This is a genomic window from Endozoicomonas elysicola, from assembly GCF_000710775.1.
Classification (GTDB): domain Bacteria; phylum Pseudomonadota; class Gammaproteobacteria; order Pseudomonadales; family Endozoicomonadaceae; genus Endozoicomonas; species Endozoicomonas elysicola.
In genome coordinates this window covers 2,246,771-2,267,400 of record NZ_JOJP01000001.1, presented here as the reverse complement: position 1 = coordinate 2,267,400, position 20,630 = coordinate 2,246,771, and the positions used below count along the sequence as shown (strand labels likewise).

20 protein-coding genes and 2 tRNA genes are annotated in these 20,630 nt (G+C 48.5%); 7 read left to right on the top strand and 15 right to left on the bottom strand.

The window, feature by feature from the left end; translation table 11 throughout:
- The first annotated feature begins 7 nt into the window (after positions 1–7).
- Positions 8–1,606, top strand: a complete 1,599-nt coding sequence (locus GV64_RS09680; protein ID WP_020585040.1) for a glycerol-3-phosphate dehydrogenase/oxidase — start codon at positions 8–10, stop codon at positions 1,604–1,606.
- A 263-nt stretch (positions 1,607–1,869) separates the two neighbouring features.
- Complete coding sequence (locus GV64_RS09675; RefSeq protein ID WP_026258648.1) at positions 1,870–3,432, top strand: FGGY-family carbohydrate kinase; 1,563 nt, start codon at positions 1,870–1,872, stop codon at positions 3,430–3,432.
- A gap of 12 nt (positions 3,433–3,444) precedes the next feature.
- On the opposite strand, the gene GV64_RS09670 is transcribed toward GV64_RS09675, so the two are convergent.
- Together GV64_RS09670 and GV64_RS09665 are read right to left on the bottom strand one after the other, a co-directional pair.
- Complete coding sequence (locus GV64_RS09670; protein ID WP_020585042.1) at positions 3,445–3,783, bottom strand: helix-turn-helix domain-containing protein; 339 nt, start codon at positions 3,781–3,783, stop codon at positions 3,445–3,447.
- 16 nt (positions 3,784–3,799) lie between these two features.
- Positions 3,800–4,492 carry an AraC family transcriptional regulator ligand-binding domain-containing protein gene (locus GV64_RS09665; RefSeq protein ID WP_020585043.1) on the bottom strand — a complete coding sequence of 231 codons (693 nt, stop codon included), beginning with the start codon at positions 4,490–4,492 and terminating at the stop codon, positions 3,800–3,802.
- A 379-nt stretch (positions 4,493–4,871) separates the two neighbouring features.
- Here GV64_RS09665 and GV64_RS09660 point away from each other — a divergent pair, with 379 nt between their 5' ends.
- Positions 4,872–5,990 carry an MBL fold metallo-hydrolase gene (locus GV64_RS09660; protein ID WP_020585044.1) on the top strand — a complete coding sequence of 373 codons (1,119 nt, stop codon included), beginning with the start codon at positions 4,872–4,874 and terminating at the stop codon, positions 5,988–5,990.
- A 39-nt stretch (positions 5,991–6,029) separates the two neighbouring features.
- Positions 6,030–6,920 (top strand): sterol desaturase family protein, encoded by an 891-nt coding sequence (locus GV64_RS09655; RefSeq protein ID WP_020585045.1) that lies wholly within the window; start codon positions 6,030–6,032, stop codon positions 6,918–6,920.
- A 60-nt stretch (positions 6,921–6,980) separates the two neighbouring features.
- On the opposite strand, the gene GV64_RS09650 is transcribed toward GV64_RS09655, so the two are convergent.
- The 6 genes from GV64_RS09650 to GV64_RS09630 all read right to left on the bottom strand — a co-directional run bounded on the left by GV64_RS09650 (position 6,981) and on the right by GV64_RS09630 (position 10,373).
- On the bottom strand, positions 6,981–7,910 hold the full coding sequence (locus GV64_RS09650; protein ID WP_020585046.1) for a hypothetical protein: 930 nt from the start codon (positions 7,908–7,910) through the stop codon (positions 6,981–6,983).
- Positions 7,911–8,164: 254 nt separating this feature from the next.
- Positions 8,165–8,241 (bottom strand) — tRNA-Pro (locus GV64_RS09645).
- 93 nt (positions 8,242–8,334) lie between these two features.
- Positions 8,335–8,411 (bottom strand) — tRNA-Pro (locus GV64_RS09640).
- A gap of 61 nt (positions 8,412–8,472) precedes the next feature.
- Positions 8,473–8,763 (bottom strand): macro domain-containing protein, encoded by a 291-nt coding sequence (locus GV64_RS26110; RefSeq protein WP_020585047.1) that lies wholly within the window; start codon positions 8,761–8,763, stop codon positions 8,473–8,475.
- Positions 8,729–8,995 carry a macro domain-containing protein gene (locus GV64_RS26105; protein WP_248630901.1) on the bottom strand — a complete coding sequence of 89 codons (267 nt, stop codon included), beginning with the start codon at positions 8,993–8,995 and terminating at the stop codon, positions 8,729–8,731. Before GV64_RS26105 ends, GV64_RS26110 begins: the two co-directional genes overlap by 35 nt.
- 13 nt (positions 8,996–9,008) lie before the next feature.
- Entirely contained in the window at positions 9,009–10,373 is a 1,365-nt protein-coding gene (locus GV64_RS09630) for a class II 3-deoxy-7-phosphoheptulonate synthase (protein WP_026258649.1), read from the bottom strand.
- A 361-nt stretch (positions 10,374–10,734) separates the two neighbouring features.
- Between GV64_RS09630 and GV64_RS09625 the strand changes: the two genes are divergently transcribed.
- Entirely contained in the window at positions 10,735–10,983 is a 249-nt protein-coding gene (locus GV64_RS09625; RefSeq protein WP_020585049.1) for a hypothetical protein, read from the top strand.
- Between the two features lie 11 nt (positions 10,984–10,994).
- Here GV64_RS09625 and GV64_RS09620 read toward each other — a convergent pair whose 3' ends face one another.
- The gene (locus GV64_RS09620) at positions 10,995–11,846 is read right to left on the bottom strand and encodes a sulfurtransferase (protein WP_020585050.1); all 852 of its coding nucleotides are present in this window, start codon (positions 11,844–11,846) and stop codon (positions 10,995–10,997) included.
- A 379-nt stretch (positions 11,847–12,225) separates the two neighbouring features.
- Positions 12,226–12,534, bottom strand: a complete 309-nt coding sequence (locus GV64_RS09615) for a hypothetical protein (protein WP_020585052.1) — start codon at positions 12,532–12,534, stop codon at positions 12,226–12,228.
- 144 nt (positions 12,535–12,678) lie between these two features.
- Between GV64_RS09615 and GV64_RS09610 the strand changes: the two genes are divergently transcribed.
- Positions 12,679–13,047 carry a GtrA family protein gene (locus tag GV64_RS09610; RefSeq protein WP_020585053.1) on the top strand — a complete coding sequence of 123 codons (369 nt, stop codon included), beginning with the start codon at positions 12,679–12,681 and terminating at the stop codon, positions 13,045–13,047.
- A 29-nt stretch (positions 13,048–13,076) separates the two neighbouring features.
- Here GV64_RS09610 and GV64_RS09605 read toward each other — a convergent pair whose 3' ends face one another.
- The 5 genes from GV64_RS09605 to tadA all read right to left on the bottom strand — a co-directional run bounded on the left by GV64_RS09605 (position 13,077) and on the right by tadA (position 19,824).
- Positions 13,077–13,487 (bottom strand): GNAT family N-acetyltransferase, encoded by a 411-nt coding sequence (locus GV64_RS09605; protein WP_020585054.1) that lies wholly within the window; start codon positions 13,485–13,487, stop codon positions 13,077–13,079.
- Between the two features lie 117 nt (positions 13,488–13,604).
- Positions 13,605–14,075 (bottom strand): outer membrane lipoprotein, encoded by a 471-nt coding sequence (locus GV64_RS09600; RefSeq protein ID WP_033403729.1) that lies wholly within the window; start codon positions 14,073–14,075, stop codon positions 13,605–13,607.
- A gap of 141 nt (positions 14,076–14,216) precedes the next feature.
- On the bottom strand, positions 14,217–14,957 hold the full coding sequence (locus GV64_RS25870; protein WP_152553990.1) for a hypothetical protein: 741 nt from the start codon (positions 14,955–14,957) through the stop codon (positions 14,217–14,219).
- A 151-nt stretch (positions 14,958–15,108) separates the two neighbouring features.
- Entirely contained in the window at positions 15,109–19,035 is a 3,927-nt protein-coding gene (gene purL / locus GV64_RS09590) for a phosphoribosylformylglycinamidine synthase (RefSeq protein WP_020585057.1), read from the bottom strand.
- A gap of 222 nt (positions 19,036–19,257) precedes the next feature.
- Positions 19,258–19,824, bottom strand: a complete 567-nt coding sequence (gene tadA / locus GV64_RS09585) for a tRNA adenosine(34) deaminase TadA (RefSeq protein WP_020585058.1) — start codon at positions 19,822–19,824, stop codon at positions 19,258–19,260.
- A gap of 178 nt (positions 19,825–20,002) precedes the next feature.
- On the opposite strand from tadA, the gene GV64_RS09580 reads away from it, so the two are divergent.
- Positions 20,003–20,509 (top strand): type III secretion system chaperone, encoded by a 507-nt coding sequence (locus tag GV64_RS09580; RefSeq protein WP_020585059.1) that lies wholly within the window; start codon positions 20,003–20,005, stop codon positions 20,507–20,509.
- Positions 20,510–20,630: the final 121 nt, after the last annotated feature.

The window sequence follows — 20,630 nt, the reverse complement described above, 5'->3', positions numbered from 1 at the left end:
GCAGTTTATGTGGCAAGAACAGTGGCAGGTAGGAAACCGGGATCGGTTACTGAAACATTTAGCAGACAATGCTGACCACCAGTGGGATATCGTTATCGCCGGTGGTGGTATCACCGGTGCCGGTATTGCCCGTGAAGCTGCCCGACGCGGCTTGAAAGTCCTGTTGGTTGATCGTCAGGATTTTGCCTGGGGTACCTCCAGCCGTTCCTCGAAAATGGTTCACGGTGGCCTGCGCTATATCGCTTCTGGTGATATTAAAACCACCATGCACTCCGTGTCGGAGCGAGAACGTTTGATGAAAGAAGCCCCGGGTCTGGTTGATCAGATGGGGTATCTGATGGCGCATTATAAAAGCGGATTTCCCGGACCATTTGTCTTTAATGTGTTATTGCGTATTTATGATTTTTTCGCTGGAAAGCGTTACCGCAAGTTTCATAAACGCCATGATTTCGAAAACCTGAGCCCTTTGATCAATGAACATGACCTGCTTGGTGGCACCCAGTTTGCCGATGCCGTCACTGACGACTCACGCTTAGTCATTCGAGTGCTTCGGGAAGCTCAGAAAGACGGAGCAACCGTTATTAACTACGTTGCTGTCGATTCTCTGATTAAAGAGAAGGGTCGAGTAATCGGTGCACAGTTGAAAGATGCAGAAACCGGTCAGTTGATGTCGGTGAACGCTAAAGTCGTTATTAATGCAACGGGGGCGTGGGGTGATGAGCTGCGGGGAGAACTGACGTCAGAGCGTCATATACGCCCTGCCCGAGGCAGCCATATTGTCGTGCCTGGCTGGCGACTGCCAGTCGCACAGGCTTATACCGCGATGCATCCGGATGATAAACGCCCGATTTTTATTTTCCCCTGGGAAGGCAGAACAGTAATCGGTACAACCGATCTGGACAATGGCGACATTGTTAACCACGAGGTTGCCATGACACGTAATGAGTTGGAATATTTGATGGCCGCAGTCAGATTCCAATTCCCGAAAGCCGAATTAACAGAGCAGGATATTATTTCTTCCTGGGCTGGTGTTCGCCCCCTGGTAAGCTCTGGCGCACTGAACCCTTCGAAAGAAAAGCGTGATCACAGTATCTGGAACGATAACGGTCTGGTGACCATCAGCGGCGGTAAGTTAACCACCTTCCGGTTGATTGCCCTAGATGTTTTACAGGCCGCTGAAGCGTATCTGCCGGGCGTTGATTTCAGTGATTCCGGTGCAGATATGTTTACTCAACATGAGCCCGCCACTTCTTTATTAAAACAACTACCTGATTATTTGCAGAAACGAATTCAAGGCCATTATGGAATGGACAGTAACCGTTTGCTGGAGCAGTCTAATCCAGATGAACTGGATGTTATTCCCGGTGCTCGAGCCCTATGGGCAGAGTTACGCTGGTCTGCGGGTAATGAAGCGATTGTTCACCTGGATGATCTCCTGCTGCGCCGAACACGCCTAGGCCTGCTGCTCGAGAATGGAGGTTTGATTTTTGAAGATAAAATCAAGGCCATTTGCAGCGAAGAACTTGGCTGGAGTGAACAAAAATGGCAGCAGGAAGTTGCCCGTTATCAATCGATCTGGAATACCTATTACAGCATTCCGCAATAGATAATCTTAGGGTGGAGATTAAGGGGGTTGCTTTCTGCCACTGCTGCTGCCCTCACTGTTTGGCTTTTGCTAACGGGGGCAGATATGTTGCTTGATACGTGTTGCTGGCCCTTTAATTGGAACCACGAAGAGCACTAAGAAAAGCTTTTCCTTTGTGCTCTTCGCGTGCTTCGTGGTTCAAAGAAATGAATGGATAGATGCTTAATGTCTACCGTAAGAATAGATATTCAACTCAATAATAAAAATACAAAAGTGAGTTCGTAGTGAGTAATTCAGAATATGTATTGGCAATCGACAATGGTACGCAAAGTATTCGCGCCCTGGTGTTTGACAGCGCCGGTAATGAGATAGCCAAAAGCAAAGTTGATCTGGAAGCCTATTTTTCACAGCATCCTGGTTGGGCAGAACAGCACCCCGAATACTATTGGCAACATCTTGGCGAAGCGTGCAAAGCGTTATGGGCTCAGGGTATTGTAACGCCCGATCAAATTAAGGGTGTGTCACTGACCACTCAGCGCTATACCATGATTAATCTGGATGAGCATAAAAAACCGCTGAGGCCTGCCATTATCTGGATGGATCAGCGCAAATCCGAACCAGAGAAGCCAGTTGGCGGTCTGTGGGGCCTATTGATTAAGGCCATCGGTCTGACCAGCCTGATTGAAGACTTGCGAGCCAAAGCGCGTGATAACTGGATCATGCAGCATCAGCCAGATGTATGGCAGAAAACCCGACACTATGTGAATTTATCGGGCTATCTGACCTATCAATTGACCGGTGAGATGAAAGACGCCTGTGGCTCAGTGGCTGGGTACCTGCCCTATGACTATCGTCGCCAGAAATGGGCAGGAAAGCGAGACCTGAAATGGAAACTGCTGGCAGCAAGACGGCACATGTTGCCAGAACTGGTGCAATCGGGAGAGCTGTTAGGCCATATCACGCCCGATGCCGCTGAACACACCGACCTGCCTGTTGGTTTACCGATGATTGCAGCATCGTCAGACAAAGCCTGCGAAGTACTGGGCGCAGGCGGTGTTGACCCTCATATCGGCTGTTTGAGTTTTGGCACTACGGCGACCATCAGCACGACAACGACCCGATACTTTGAAACCATCCCCTTCATTCCTCCCTATACTGCCGCAATGCCAAAACACTACAATACTGAAGTGATGATTTATCGCGGCTTCTGGATGGTCAGCTGGTTTAAAAATGAGCTGGCACAGGCTGAGCAGCGGAAGGCCAAAGAGCTGGGCGTCGAGCCCGAACAGCTGTTCGATGCCCTGTTAACTCAGGTGCCGCCAGGCTCAATGGGACTGATGATGCAACCTTACTGGTCACCTGGCGTACGACAGCCCGGACCAGAGGGTAAAGGGGCCTTTATTGGCTTTGGTGATGTTCATAAGCGAGCGCATATTTATCGTGCCATTCTGGAAGGACTGGCCTACGAATTACTTTCGGGAAAAGAGCAGATCGAAAAGCGCAGTGGTACACCGATTACACGATTAAGAGTCTCTGGTGGCGGTTCCCAGAGCGATGCAGCGATGCAGTTGACCGCGAATATTTTTGGCATGGAAGCCGAGCGCCCTCATACTTTTGAAGCGTCAGGTCTTGGGGCGGCGATCAATTGCTGCGTTGGCCTCGGTATTCATAAAAACTACGGTGAAGCCATCGATAAAATGACACGAATTGGCGATGTATTCGAACCGGATGTGCCCACAACACAGCTCTACGATCGTTTATACAACGAGGTTTATAAGAAGATCTATAAGCGTATGCAGCCGCTGTATAAATCGATTCGTGACATTACTGGTTACCCTAAACATTAGGCTCTATCAACATCATTCCGCCTGCATCACAGACTGTGATTCTGCCTTTGTCTGTTGCCGATAAGCCCTGGGGCTCTGCCCCATTTGTCCAACAAAAAAATGATTAAATGAACTTTGCTCACGAAAGCCCAGCCGCTGGCTGATCTGCATAAGACTCATCGTAGAGTATTTTAAATAATCACAGGCTTTTCTTAAGCGAACACGGGTCAAAACCTGTTGAAAGCTCTGACTCTCCTGCTTCAACTTACGTTGCAACACACGCTGAGAACACCCGAAGATGGCCGAAGCTTGCGATAAGCTCGGGTTATGAGCCAGACGCTGTTCCAGCAATTCCGTCAGTTGATCTGTCAATGAGAGGGTTACTGTACTATTTACCGGGTTCTGCCCCCCCCATCGACATTTTCTTCAATGGCCAGTCTAAAACATTTCGGGCAATCAGCAGGCTATTGTATGGCTGAGAAAACCGGCAGATTCCCTGACATAAAGCCTGATACTGTTTTTCAATATAACGCTCTGGCTTTGCATTCATAAACGTCATTTCACGTATGGGTAAAGACCGCCCGGTTAATGTCTGCGCTAATTGCACAATACCGGCCAAGACGTTTTCACTGACCAACCGTATTGCCGGGTGGTTTTGATAGCGGGAGCGCCATATTAATCGGATATCAGAACCTTCAGCTTGAACGCTGGAATCACCCAGCCTGTGCACCAGACGCTCCAGTGCCATGACCTGCTGCAATGCGTCGGCCAGTGTGTTGGACAAACCGAGAGCATCACCCAACAGGTCAAAACTGCTTAAATCAGCCAGCTGGCCACTGAGCAAGCCGATGTAGGGATCGTGGCACAACTCACTGGCCGCCTGCATAAATGCCAGGTAATCTCTGACATCCACCTTTTCTGGTGGGTTATACAGCCATAAATCCGCTTTTCCAATAGCATTGGCCAGGGCACTTAGTCGACCGCCCTTCTTCAGAAAAGCCACCAGCGTTGGCTTCAGATATACACCCAAAACAAATGCTTCAACGGTAGAGGCCTTTGTATCTGCCGTCCTTTCTTGCATGTACAAACGTCACCTAATGATCGCGATATAGCAATTTATTGTCGCAATAAAACAATATTATTCAACTCAACTGGCTTAGGCTAGGCTCTGTTGACATAAGTTTGCAGGCTCAGTGGCTCGTATAGTCGTTTTCCACAAGGTGGACTGGTACAGGCGTAGTGGTGCTACATCAAACCAGTCCAACGCAGCTGGAAGGCGGCTATACGAACCACCCTCCGGGCTCAAACCAGAGCTCCCGTGACGTCGTTGCAAGAACTTGAAATACATTGGTATTCCTGCGTTCTTACGCCTGATCACGAATGCTCTGGTTTGAGCTGAGCCAGCAACCTTATGTCAACAGAGCCTAGGCCTATAAAAATAACAATAACCGGATAACAGAATGACAACGGACACACTTGAGCCAACAACCGCTCACCATTCATCCATGGATAAAGAATGGTTAAGCAGCATCATTCAACCTATTGAACATTTTGAAGAAGCACGTCGGTATCGGGCAACACACACACGGCTTGAAGCCATGCGGTTGGCTGCGGAAAAGTTCAGAACCGACATGCTCAATAAACCCCAAGTTAAATTTTACCGCAGCATGGAGCTGATCCGTGTACCGTACCCAACCAAATACGCCTTTTTAAACTGCAATATCATTCCAATGCCCTTTATTCATATCTTGAACCGTTTATTCGTGGTTCAGGTAGATACTTCAGAAGGGCTGAAAACCATTCTACTCTCCCCATCTGATGCTGAAGCGAATGCAGAAACTCCTTACTTCAAGCGAATCACCAACAAAGCAGGACCGGCCAAAGATCTGTTGAAAAAATTCATCGCCCCACAAAGCAATACGGTGAATGGCTGTCTGGAACAGTTGGGTTTATTACCTGAAGATATTGATTTCATCAGTTATGACCATCTTCACACACAGGATTTACGTCAATGGCTGGGTGATGGCAATAAGCCCGGGCTGTTTCCCAATGCCCGCCTGTTAGTGATGAAAGACGAGTGGCAGTCGGCAAAAGCATTATTGCCACCACAAATCGACTGGTATTGCCCAAATGGTCTGGCGGGTGTTCCGGAAGAGAAAGTGATTCAGCTGGACAGTGACGTCATGATTGGTGATGGCCTGGCATTAATTAGCACACCTGGGCATACCGCAGGCAACCACTCGTTTGTGGCTCATACGCCAGAAGGATTAAAGGTAACCAGTGAAAACGGTGTTGGCCCTGATTGCTATGCACCGGAAAAATCCCGTATACCAGGCTTAAAAAAATACGCGCTACAAACCGGCATGGAAGTAATTTTAAACGGCAATACACTGGAAGGCGGGATGGACCAGTACATATCCATGGTTGTTGAAAAAACCATTGCCGGAACCCATCCGGTCTATCGTGATTTCCCCAATATGGCAAATTCATCCGAGCTGACCAGCTATTGGGGCTTTCCTGGCTATAAGCCAACAGCGGCCTATGGAGACCTTCACTTTGGAGCACTGACTAAAAAGTAATCATCCATTCACCATACAATAATCAAAAAAGGTTTCCTCATGGATGTATTCTCACCCTGGCAGGGATTTCATAACGACCCATGGTTCTGGCAGTTCCCCATGGCAACCCTGATCATCAGTATGGCGTCGTTTCTAACCGTAGCCACCCCGTGGACCATTATTGCCTGGCTCGATCCCAGGTCGATGCGCAAATATAAAATCCAGCAAAAGCCGTTTGAATTTAAAAAATATTTCTGGCCCTCCATTGCCCGCATCATCATCAATAATGTCATTCTGGCCGGGTTATTAGTGGTCACCTGGCCACTGTTAAAACTGACCGCGGTGCATAATGGAGAACTGCCCTCCTGGTACATCATCATCGCCCAGCTGTTGTTCTTTGTGTTTCTGGACGACTTTTTATATTACTGGATGCATCGCTACATGCATGAAAACAAGTGGCTGTTAAAGCATGTGCACAGCGTCCACCATCGCATTCGCAACACCTGTGGTATTAATGGTAATTACATGAACTGGCTGGAGTATGTATTGACGGCCGGACTGACTCTGGTGGGACCTATTCTATTAGGTGCTCATATTTATGTTGTCTGGATCTGGGTTGTTATTCGTCAAATGGAAGGTGCTGATGGCCATATCGGCTACGATGTACCGTGGAATCCGGCACACCTTTTCCCGGTTTACAAAGGTCCCGTTTACCACGATTTCCACCATGCAAAATTCAAAGGCAACTACGCCGGCTTTCTGCCTTACCTGGATGAATACCTGGGCAAAACGCATATCCCAGCCTATCTACGCTATTTGAAAGGTCGTAAAGCAGGATTAACGGCTCAGCAGATCGAACAGCAGGAAATTGAACTCAGAAAATCACAGCGTAAAAGAACATGCAGGACAGTTTCTGTGGGTAAGCCAACACACAGCTCTGCAGAGTTCTAAAGGGACAAAAAAGGCTGCGCCCAATCAGTGGGGTGCAGCCTCTCAACCATTCAGAGAAACTCAAGCCCCCACCACCTCTCCTGTCTGCTGATCATTGGTTTGAACCGCATCCTTTGAACTCAGCAGCCTTGGACCTCGCATTAAGAACAGCACAATCCAGACACAGATACTGAAATAACCCGAATGCCAGATCAGAAAACCAACACCGCCCCACTCACTTAGATTCTTCGTTTCATTGACCACCAACAACGCATCTTTAACGGCCTGCAAGCTGACATTGAATTGGTAGTTCCCCTGTCGCAGGTTTTCCAGCACATGAGGCCAGTACTCGATCGGCAGATGATAAAATACTGAATAACTGCAATAACCAGCCAGCCAGATAACGTTTAACCAGACAAACGGTTTCAGCAATCTTAACTCTGCAGCACTGCGATCACTTTTTAAAACGGCGCACAACTGCTTGATGGCTAATGGGAAGATAGATAGAAAAGCCATTCCCCAGAGCGTCTCTTCAATCGCAAACAAAACCTCGAGCTTGGTAATTAATGCGGTGGTGGCAAAAAACTGGGCAGTGAAAATGCAAAGGAAGAGAAATTTAGGTGCCCGACTGACAAGCACACTTAAGAGATGCTGTTTTCCTGCCGGGTAGAGCCCTAAATCCCGGCTTGTGCGCAACATGGCAAACATAAATAGCCCGGCAAAAGACAGCTCTGCAAAGAAGGCCAGGCTGCGAATAAACAACGAACTGTTCGCCAGACTGTCAAACCACGCCAGTTGCTCTAAATAGCTGGACACAAAAACAGAACGATACAGTGCAACCGAAACAAAGATCATTCCCATCAACCTCATCACCCGCAGATAGGGAGTATTATCTGCACCACCACCTTTTTGGCGAAAAAATGAGACAGCGACAATAAGGTTAATTGCATTGATAAAAACCAGTACGCTCCACCAATTCCACGCCCATGTCCATTCGGTACTTTCTATCATTATGAACCCTGTCACTTTAACCAGAGCGCTTTGAACAGAGCTTCCGGTATTTTTATTATTATTTTTCAATTGAGAAAACAGGTGGTCTTATAAATTACTGAGAACAGACTCCCAGAATTTATCTTTATAAACCCAACAGGTAACCATAATACGACTGAGGATTTTTATTACAAGCTACCTGTAATACAAACAGTCACAGCCGTTTGAATTCAAAGTGATATGAACAAAGAAAGGTAGATTAAAAGAAAGATCACTGGTCGGCGTGGAGAGATTTGAACTCCCGACCCTTTCGTCCCGAACGAAATGCGCTACCAGGCTGCGCTACACGCCGAAGCCATTGCTATTCTAGACATGCAGATAAACCTGTCAACAAAACAAGAAAGAATTCAGTGAAGTTTTGCAAAGAGAAAAAAGAAAGGAAAAATGGTCGGGGTAGAGAGATTCGAACTCCCGACATCCTGCTCCCAAAGCAGGCGCGCTACCAGACTGCGCTATACCCCGTAAGACGACGCCTATCATATTGTTTTTGACTGATAAGTCAACAGTCAGGTATACAAAATGTTTAACTTTTAGCCTTTTCAACCAATAGACGCTGATAGAGTTCAGACATGGGTTGATCAAACAAAACAAACACCACCTTTTGAGGAAACTCATGGCCAACCAACCACGGCCACACCTCATTCAGTGCAATAGTAGCGGCCTCCTGATGAGGGTATCCATAGACTCCACAACTGATCGCTGGAAATGCCAGCGCCCCTAACCGTCGGTTCGAAGCTTCATCGAGAGCATTCCGATAACAGGCGCGTAGTAAGTCAGGCTCACCGGCATTGCCACCCTGCCAGGATTGGACCAACCGTATGAAAAACATACCTTGATGGCAGATGAAATGCCTGCGTTATCCGCACTTCACCGGTTGGACAGCCACCAACCTCACGACAGACAGCCAGAAGTTCGGGGCCGGCAGCCCGATGAATAGCACCATCAACGCCACCACCCCCAAGCAGACCTCTGTTGGCCGCATTGACAATAGCATCCACTGCTAATTCGGTTATGTCCCCCTGAATAATGTCAATGCGGTCTTTCATGGTCACCTCTCCTTTACCTTACATTCCTCAGCTTGCGACACTTTTTCAGTGTTTCAGCAATCAGGAATGCCAGTTCCAGTGCCTGATCGGCGTTCAGGCGTGGGTCACAGTGGGTATGATAACGATTGCCCAGATGATCTTCAGTCACAGCATGGGCACCACCAACACACTCGGTCACATTCTGCCCGGTCATTTCAAAGTGAACACCACCGGCATAGGTCCCCTCAGCACGATGCACAGCAAAGAACTGCTCAACTTCCGAAAGAATTTTTGATACTTCCCGGGTTTTAAAACCATTACCAGCCTTGTAGGTGTTCCCATGCATCGGGTCACAACTCCAGAGCACATTGCGTCCTTCACGCTGAACGGCTTTCAGCAGTGGCGGCAGGCCTTTCTCCACATTATCAGCCCCCATGCGAACAATGACGTTCAATTTGCCAGGAATGTTGTCCGGGTTGATCAAGTCAATCAGCCGAATCAGGTCATCCGGTGGAAGTGTCGGGCCAGCCTTCAGGCCAATAGGGTTTTGAATACCGCGAACAAACTCAACATGACCACCATCCACCTGGCGGGTTCGATCACCCACCCAGAGCATGTGGGCGGAGCAGTCATACCAATCACCAGAAAGGCTATCACGGCGCGTTAACGCCTGCTCATAAGGCAGCAGCAATGCTTCATGGGAAGTATAAAACGCCGTCTCACGAATAGTGGATGAATGCTCTGCAGAAATGCCACAGGCCTTCATAAAGTCCAGCGTTTCATCAATCCGGTCAGCCATATTGCTATACTGATCCGATTGAGGGCTGTTGGAGACAAAGTCGAGATTCCAGGCATGGGCCTGCTCAAGGGAAGCTAATCCACCCTGAGCAAAAGCACGCAGCAGATTTAACGTTGATGCCGCTTGATGGTAGGCCTGCAGCATTCTCTGCGGGTCAGGATCTCTGGAAGCTTTGGTAAACTCAGTGCCATTAATGATATCGCCACGATAGATAGGCAGCTCAACACCATTGATGGTTTCTGTCCCAGAGGTTCTTGGCTTGGCAAACTGACCAGCCAGGCGCCCTACCTTGATCACCGGGCAAGCCGCACCAAAGGTGAGTACCACCGCCATCTGCATCAGTACTTTAAAGGTGTCCCGAATATTGTTGGCAGAGAACTCCAGAAAGCTCTCGGCACAGTCGCCGCCCTGCAGCAGGAAAGCCTTACCCGCAGTAGCCTCGGCCAGACGGTTTCTCAATTCATTCACTTCACCCGCAAAAACCAAGGGTGGCATTGCAGCAAGTTCCTGCTCAACCCGGATCAATTTTTCCTGGTCGGGATATTCTGGCAGCTGGAGTAAGGGCATATGCCTCCAGCTATCAACATTCCATGAATTCATTAAGTCACCAGCTCTTTTACGCTCTTTGAAAATGGCCATTCTACCTGAATAAAATCATCAAGGCTCTGACGTTTTCCCATGAGTAATTATGGAAGATACATGCAGAAATATCGGTTATTAACTGAACATGAAACTTTACAACTCACCCTGGGTTTGTTATAAGTTTCGACCTAATCGAAATACGTAACTATACTAACAACCATGAATTTCTTACTGCTCTCCATGATTACCATGAAACTCGGCAAAATTATGATGCGCCGAGGGGGTCATCGTGGATAGCTGAAAAGCAGAAACGAGCCCCCGCACCCTAACCGGTCCGGGGGCTTTTTTATGAGCATTCAAGCTGAAAGGAAACGAGAGTATGAGTGAGTTGAATCTTCGACTGATCGCCACCGGTGACCCAAGCAGTCTGGAACAAATTCTACAGTGCAGCAGCGAGAACGGGCTGCACCTGAAAAGTTTTGCTGCCGAGTTGAATACACAAAAAAATCAGTACGAAATCAAAATGTGCGTTTGTGGTTTTTCCAGCCAGCACCAGATTGTTGGCAGACTGGCTCAGCAGGAATACATCCGCGAACTGAGCCCGGTCAAACCCCGTGGATTACTCTGAATGATAAGTATCTATTGACCTTTGGCGACAGGGTGCTGAGGGTCTGTTATCCACTCACTCCAGGAACCGGGGTAAAGCGTTGCGCCTGACAGGCCAGCATACTCCATGGCAAAAATATTGTGGCAGGCGGTTACTCCGGAACCACAGTAGAAGACCGGCCGGGAATCTTCGCCAACCAGCGACGTAAATATTTCTCGCAAATGACCCGCCGACAGAAAGCGGCCATCTTCACCCAGATTTTCCGTGAATGGATGACATACAGCGCCAGGAATGTGGCCAGCAACCGAGTCCATGGTTTCTTCTTCCCCACGGAACCGCTCATAGGCTCTGGCATCAATCAATTTGTGTGCCTGACCATTTCCTTTCGCATCCATTTCAATCAGCAAATCTGTTGCTGAAATTGTTGGCATATGCCCCATTGAGAACATACTCTGGCTTTCTACCACCTCACACACATCAGTCGTCACAGGGTAGCGGCCTGCCTGCCAGGCCTTCATACCACCATGCAGAATCATGACCTGAGAGATCCCTGCCCAACGCAACAGCCACCAGGCTCTTGCCGCCATCGCATGCCCACCATCGTCATACACAATAACCTGAGTCTGTTGATCCACCCCCCAGCGCCGGAGGGTTGCCTGCCAGTCCTCCTGCTCTGGTAGCGGATGCCTGCCGGTTGTGCCCGGTTCAATCAAGCCAGAGAGATCGGCTTCAAGGTCGGCATAGAGGGCTCCAGGAATATGCCCCTGATCATACATCACCCGCCCCATCTTCGAATCGGCAAGACTGAACCTTGCATCCAGCACAACCAGATTCTTATCCTTTAACAGGGTTGCCAGCATTTCCGGCTCAATCAACAAGGGCATCTGTTTACCTCTGTCAGGCAGACGGCCATTAACACATCATAATGAAACATTTATGACTGCTTAAATTTGTTTAAATACAGTAAGAAAATGCTGAATCCTTTGCAAGAAGTCTTGATAGGGCTGGAGAGAGGAAAATGAAAGCTGCTGCACCCATGCAGTCGTGCATTGCCAGCATACAGTACATTCCTTCATTTACTGGCAATTGCTCCTGCATTGCCTGCATACAGTACATCCATGTACATAAAAAAACCCACCAGCAAAGCTGGTGGGCTCACATCCATGTGATAAGTGCAATCCATGCACGATTTACGTTATCAGCACACTTTCCATGGCAATAGCAGTGATCACGCTGAAAAGTGTGAGATATATCTCACTTTGATCATTGAGTCGCCTGAGACTTATCGACAATTTTGCCATCACGTATCACTTTTTCTGAAAGCAAGTCACTCAACTTACCATCATCGGGCTCAATCAGGATAATTCTTGTTTCTTCTGATGACTCATCAAACTCCATATCTGGAGCGAAGGAACTCTCTTCAGCCGGAGTTTCTACAATTTCCTCTTGAATCGAAATCACATCCGACACCGGCAATACTTTTGGTTCATCATTTTCGGCAAAGAACAGCCAACCTGCCGCACAGATGACCAGAAGAATCCCCCCCACTAATACAACCACCTTTTTACTCATACCTGCCCTCTCCAGCACCCACCGGAAGTTACCAATATCTGATTAGAGCGCCAATGTACAAAGTTGCAACCCATCACTCAAGCCTTCATTCCAAGCCCTCCTCAACCGATAGGAATAAAAGGATCGAAAAGAAGGAATAGGCCTTTGGGACAACTTATTAAGTTTATTCTGGTCAGTATTCTGGCAAGCGCCATACATCTGGACATTCTACATCTTCTGGTCACGAATGATGTTTTTTTACCACTCAGAGCCAATGTTGCAGCCTTCCTGCTGGCCATGATAGTCAACTACTACGGCCACACCTTCTGGACGTTTAATCACAAAAAGCACGGTTTTCAGCGCAGCCTCACCCGGTTCGTGGCCGTTCAAATTGCTGGGGGCATGCTTAATCAATGGTTGTTTTATATGGCTTTGACCCGAACCGATCTGGACTATTTATGGGCCAGTGGTGCTGTGCTCGTCATTGTATCGCTGGTGATGTTTATTCTGAGCAAGTATTGGGTGTTTCGCTAAGGCACTATCCTGAAGGGCCTGACTTCCCCCTAATTGACCGGATAGCTGTCACTGCGGACCATCATCGGGTGCTTATCACTGAGAGGCTGAAAGCCAAAACGCTCAAAGAAAGGGATCCGCCCCGTTGCTGGCCAGAGATGGACAATCTGGATCTGCCGCTGATCACACCACTGGACGGCAGCTTCCATTAAAGCTGAACCTACTCCTTGACTGCGGTGATCTTTATCCACTAGCAGGTCATAGATGCAGCAGTAACGGACATAATCACTCTGCAGCCTGACAACGCCTGCCAGCTTTTCTTCAATGCTTACCTGAAACCAGCAACTGCTGGCATAAATAGAATGCTGCAAAGCTTCTAAACTGGCGAGATTCGTCCACCCTGCCTGTTGGTATAATTCTGCCAGTTCTTTCGAGGTGGGAGCTAAACACTCAATGTTCACAGGGTTCGAGTCCTGTTTTTTGTGATTGTTTAGTAATTGTAGGAGGAATAGCTTAGCCAGACACAATTTCAACCAACACACGACATCAGGATGGGGCCAAAGCCCCATCCAAGTGGATTATGGCATTCTTACAACACGAGTCGTGCCACCCTGAGTCAGAATCTTAACCGTATCACCGACCTGTAAAGGGGCTTTTGGATCAGCTTGCTGAACCACTGAGATGTATTTGCCACTGTCGAGCCGGATGGTCATTTCAATGCCCTGCTGAGTGGTCAGCTCTTTCTCCGCCATATTACCCAGCACACCACCGGCAACACCACCAAGAATCGCAGCAATATCACTGCCTTTACCACCACCCACACTGGAACCGGCAATACCACCAATGGCCGCACCCGCCACTGTGCCGACTGCCCCCTCTGTGCCTTCCAGCTTTACATGCTGCAGCTCGGAAATAGTGCCAAAACTGACCTGTTGAATGCGGCGGGCTTCACGACTTGAATACGTTGTCCCCGTACTGTCAGTCATACAACCTGACAACAAGACCATAAACGTGATGGGTAATATGACCCAAAAGCGTCTCACACTCATGACTTCAACTCCTTAAATCTGAGTAACTATAGTACCTGATAGCGAGATGTTTGTGACTGAAGCCATATTTATGGAAAGTAAAATCGGGTAAAGGTTTAATCAGAGCAAGCGTAAAATGCGCTGAACTGTTCTTGTTAAACGTTAGCGAGCCTTTTCCCGAAGCTCAATGGACTCAACTGTTTCAGGAGCAAAACGCCCCCCAGACATTGCACGCTCATCTGCTTCCTTAAACTCCAGAAGATCCACGTCACTAGCATACTGACTTTTTGGGGAAGAAGAATGAATAGGGGTAGGCAGCTTCTCACGATGAAATATGATATCTGTCAAATGAGCTGGATTGCTTCTATCCTGATGGTCTGCATTAACAACATTCTCTTCCTGAATATCAGGCAATTCCTCACCTTTCAGCGTCAAAGCCTTATTTTCATTCGATGATACTTGGCCAGCAGCTTTAGAACTTATCTCCGGCTGATGTGTTATAACGGGTACCGAATCATCTTCATCCAAAGTGTGGGTACATTCGGCCCATCTTATGGTCTGCTCTTGTCCGCTGAAAAGGTCCACGCAATCATAAATGCACCTAAGGACACTGCAACAAAGCCCATCTCCCGAAGGCCGCCCCATGTTCGCAAGAGAGATTATCTCTTGACGCTTTTCTTCACACGCCAGACATACCCTCCTTTCCTGCAGCTGTTTTAACTCCGCAACAGAATCGACACAACTGGAAGGAAGAGTGTTTTGCGAGGGTTCATGATGGACTGATTTTCTCAGGTCCCATTTACCGGGTATTCCCTCCCACTCATCACGACCTTCATATCCGAACCCTCCCTTCTTGCCTGAATTGAGCTCCGTTATTATTTCACTAATAATATTTATTCCCACAAGACAAGCTCTCTGATGACTTACAATTTAAAGACAACATCCTTACAAAACAGTTCATCAGAACTTTTCCCACCTTGATGGAGAAACAAAAAAAAGCTGGCCTCTCAAAAGAAAAGCCAGCTTGATTTAAAATAGGAAAAGCATTTTTCCTTTAACTCACCCAGACCCGGGCGTTTCGGAACATTCTCATCAACGGAGCATCTTCACCCCAGTGATCAGGATGCCAGCTGTTCTGAACGCTACGGAATACACGCTCAGGATGCGGCATCATAATAGTTACCCGACCATCGGCAGAGGTCAGGCCTGTGACCCCCTGAACCGAGCCATTGGGGTTGTATGGATAACGGGTGGTGGGTTTACCCTGGTTATCTACAAACTTCAATGACACCTGACCACTGGCAGTCAACCGGTCAAGGTGTGACGGATCAGCAAACTCTGCATGCCCTTCCCCATGAGCAACAGCAATCGGCATACGAGCACCATCCATCCCCTGGAAAAAGATTGAACGGCTCTTCTGCACTTCAACCATAGCCACCCGGGCCTCAAACTGCTCAGACTGGTTGCGTACAAAGTGTGGCCAGTATTCAGCACCAGGAATCAGGTCATGAAGGTTGGAGAGCATCTGACAACCATTACATACACCTAAAGCAAAGCTGTCCCTGCGATCAAAGAAACGGGCAAACTGATCACGGGCCTGTTCATTAAAGAGGATGGACTTGGCCCAGCCTTCACCAGCGCCCAGAACATCGCCGTAAGAGAAACCACCACATGCAGCCAGACCTTTGAACTCATCCAATGCGCGACGTCCAGAAAGGATGTCACTCATGTGAACATCAACGGTCTTGAAGCCAGCCCGGTCGAACGCCGCTGCCATTTCCACCTGTCCATTGACACCCTGCTCGCGCAGAATGGCCATGGCCGGGCGGACACCGGTATTGATATAAGGAGCAGACACATCCAGAGAGATATCATAAGGCAGGGAAGCGTGCAGGCCGTCATCCCGATCATCCAGAAGGTTATCGAACTCTTGTCGTGCACATTCAGGATTATCACGCAGAGCCTGAATCCGATAACTGGTTTCTGCCCACCAGCGCTGGAACTTCACTCGGCTTTCACTCACCAGCTCGGCACCATTAAACCGGAACGATACCCTTTGCCCTGAAGCCAATGTACCAATGGTATGAGAACAGGAAGCCAGCCCATGCTGGGCCAGAATGTCTTTAACAGCCCCTTTATCTTTATGACGCACCTGAAGAACGGCACCCAGCTCTTCATTAAACAGTGCTGGCAGCAACATTGATTTATTACCCGCCAGCTTGTCCAGATCAATAGCAATACCCGTATGCCCGGCAAAGGCCATCTCAATCAGGGAGGTAAACAGGCCACCATCAGAACGATCGTGATAAGCCAGGAGCAGATCTTTACCCATCAGCTCCTGAATCGCGTTAAAGAAGCCTTTCAGGTCTTCTGCCGAATTAACATCCGGTGCCGTATCGCCCATCTGGCCATACACCTGGGCCAGTGCTGAGCCACCGAGTCGGTTATGATCCCGACCAAGGTCAATCAGCAGCAGATCGGTATCACCCTGGTCAGTTCTCAGTTGAGGGGTCAGTGTCTTGCGAATATCCTGAACCGGAGCAAACGCTGAGATAACCAGAGACAGTGGTGAAGTAACACTCTTATCTTCACCCTTTTCCTGCCACTGGGTTCTCATGGACATGGAGTCTTTACCCACTGGAATCGCAATACCCAGTGCTGGGCATAGCTCCATACCCACTGTTTTAACCGTTTCAAACAGGTTTTCATCTTCACCCGGATGGCCCGCAGCAGCCATCCAGTTTGCTGACAGTTTAATATCGCCGATTTTCCCAATACGGGCAGCGGCAATATTAGTAATCGCTTCACCAATCGCCATACGACCCGAGGCGGGTGCATTAATCAAAGCAACGGGAGTCCGCTCTCCCATCGACATGGCTTCACCGGTATAACCTTCAAAAGCTGTCGCAGTGACCGCACAGTCAGCAACAGGCACTTGCCATGGACCTACCATCTGATCACGATTAACGAGGCCGGTAATAGTTCGATCTCCAATGGTGATCAGGAAGTTCTTACTGGCTACCGATGGCAGCTTTAAGACCCGCTCCATTGCTTCACGAAGGCTGACATCATTGAGATCAAGCGCATCACGCTCAAATGACTGTCGATGAATCTCCCGATGCATTTTGGGCGGTTTACCCAGAAGCACATCCAGAGACATATCAACAGGATGGTTTTCAAAGTGGCTGTCTTCCAACAGCACCCGCTGCTCTTCAGTTGCTTCTCCAACGACCGCATAAGGACAACGCTCTTGCTGACAGATCGCTTCGAACCTTGAAAGGTCCTCGGCAGCCACAGCCATCACATAGCGTTCCTGTGACTCGTTACACCAGAGCGCAAGAGGTGACATTCCGAGTTCGTCATTATTAATGGCGCGCAGCTGGAAGTGACCACCACGACCACCATCACTCACCAGCTCAGGGAGGGCATTGGAAAGACCACCGGCACCCACGTCGTGAATAAACGCAATAGGGTTCCTGTCACCCTGCTGCCAGCACCGGTCAATGACCTCCTGACAGCGACGCTCCATTTCCGGGTTATCACGCTGTACGCTTGCAAAGTCCAGGTCTTCCTGCCCTTCACCCGATGTCATGGAGGAAGCAGCTCCCCCCCCCAGACCAATCTGCATGGCAGGGCCACCCAGTACAATCAGTTTGGCACCTACTGGAATATCGCCCTTTTCAACGTGCTCCGCTTTTATATTGCCAAGACCACCCGCCAGCATGATGGGTTTGTGATAACCACGCACCTCATATCCGGCAGCGCCTTTTACGCTGGCTTCAAAAGTACGGAAGTAACCACAGAGATTAGGTCGACCAAATTCGTTATTAAAACCAGCGCCACCTAATGGACCATCAATCATGATATCCAGAGGGGAAACAATGCGTTCCGGTTTTCCGTAGTCCTGCTCCCAAGGCTGCCTGTAACCTGGAATGTTCAGGTTAGAGACAGTAAATCCCGTCAGGCCGGCCTTGGGCTTTGAACCTTTACCGGTCGCACCCTCATCACGGATTTCACCACCAGAACCGGTAGCAGCGCCTGCCCATGGCGCGATCGCAGTCGGGTGATTATGGGTTTCTACTTTCATGAGGATATGAATGTCTTCCTCATTGAAACCATATTCACGACTATCACTGTTGGGGTAAAAACGACTGGAATGAAAACCTTCGATAACCGAGGCATTATCTTTATAGGCTGACAAAACCCCTTCACTGTGCATGGCGTGGGTATTACGGATCATCTTGAACAGGGAAAGGTCCTGTTCTTCTCCATCAATACTCCAGGATGCATTAAAAATTTTATGCCGGCAGTGCTCGGAATTTGCCTGAGCAAACATCATCAACTCAACATCCGTCGGATCTCTCTCCAACTTCTGATAGCTGTCCACCAGGTAATCAATTTCGTCATCAGCCAGTGCCAGACCAAGGGACTGGTTGGCAGCAACAAGCATATCTCTACCACCTTCCAGTACCGAGACGGTAGTCATTGGAGCCGGTTCTGCTTCCGCAAACAGCTTGGGAATATCGCACTCATCACGGAGTACAGCCTGGGTCATCCGGTCATGCAGCGCTTCAATAATCAGACCTTCCTGGTCTTCAGTGAGCGGAGTATCAGCAAAAACAACGAAGCGAATTCCTCGCTCAATACGCTGGATCATGCTCAGCCCACAGTTATGGGCAATATCCGATGCCTTACTGGACCAGGGAGAAATTGTTCCGGGACGGGGAACCACCAGAAATTCTGCCTGCGTGGCAAAACCTTCGGGTTCGGTCTGTGGAATCTTAGGGCCGTATGTCAGAAGTCTGGCCAGAATATCAGCCTGTCTGTCATTTAACCCTTCCTCACACAGCGACTGGATTTTGACATAATGCTGGAATTCAGCAACAACACAGGAGATCTCTGGCACTCTGCTCTGCAACTGAGCAAGCAGCTTTTGACTGCGGAACTGGGAAAGTGCAGGGGCGCCACGCAGTATCAGCATGTTCTGGTCTGTCCTCGGGCCAATTAACAGCTATGAGGAGCTACAGCCTGGATGAGCAAATAATAATAAACATCAGAAAGCCGGCATAGATGGCCACTTCCTGATTGGATTACAAGCCAGTCCTTATGCTACAGCCTCTCAACTCAGGGGGAATGATCAAAGGCTGCCTATAATAATCGAAACCAGCCTTCGGAAACCAGCAGTCATAGGCCATTTATGGCGCTATTTTTCCACAAAAGGCTGCTTTCTTTTCTCCTCACGCCTCTGTTGTCGTCGAAAACGGAAAAAATCGCTGATCATCTCACTGCATTCGCCCTGAAGAACACCTCCGGTAACCTCAACACGATGATTCATCTGGGGTTGTTCAAGTACCCTGGCAGCACTGTGCACGGCTCCGGCCTTCGGCTCGGCCGCACCGTAAATCAGGCGTCGAATCCGACTATGGACAATGGCTCCCGCACACATGGTACAGGGCTCCAGTGTGACATAGAGATCACAATCCACCAGCCGGTAATTCCCGATGGCTCTTGCAGCAGACTGAAGTGCCAGAATTTCGGCATGGGCAACCGGGTTGCAGGATGAAATCGGCTGATTACAGGCCCGGGCTATAATCTGACCATCTTTAACCACCACGGCCCCAACAGGAACTTCACCCAGATTACGGCCTTTATCAGCTTCCAGCAGAGCTTCTTTCATCCAGACAGCGTCATCAATCACAAACTGTTTACCAAACCAAATTAATAGCCTTAAATGATTTTGTATACTGAAGTAAAGCATCCGGATTTTCATCCATTGATTCTGATTTTTTTTGAAGCTTTTTATGAAATGCGTCAATCAGCCGATTAAATCTATGGATTTTTTTTACATGCGGAATGTCTGAGCTATATATAGTGTCTAAGCTATAAATAGATTATCAAAAATAAATTGCTTCTATTATGAAAAATAAATCAGTGGAGGGAAGGGCCTGATGTCTTTCAAGCAGAATGTAGAACAGCATCTACAACACTTTGCCCAGAGCATCGGTCTGGGAGAACTCAAACTAAACGAACATGATGCCTGCGGCCTGTGTTTTGACGATACATTAATCGTTAACATGGAGTATCTGGAGGATGATGAAGCACTGGTGTTTGTCGCTTCTGTTCGACCAATGATTACCCATGACAGCCCGGAAAAAACCGCTCTGCTGGAAAAGATGTGCTCTCTGAACCTCCAACACCATAGCATGCAGGGGGCATTTCTGGCGTTAAACCATGATAAAACTGAAGTGCTGTTAATTCGTTCTCTTCAGGCTTCCTGTGATTATGGTTTATTTGAATCAACTCTGGAAAAGTTTGTAAACACCCTCGAATGGTGTGTCAGTGAACTGGATGAATCCAAGCAGGAGCAGGCCTCTTCAGCTAAAACATCACCGTCTCCTCAAAGCGGTCCAGGAGGCGCTCCCGGTGGCCCTGGTGATATGGGAATGATGGTATAACCAACAACATCTCAATCCTCATAAAACTCAATATAAAGAAGGGTTTCCACAACCCTTCTTTTATTTCCTGCCCCTCTGCCTACACTTATTTTATCAGCTCCATTTCAGCTCGAAATCATCA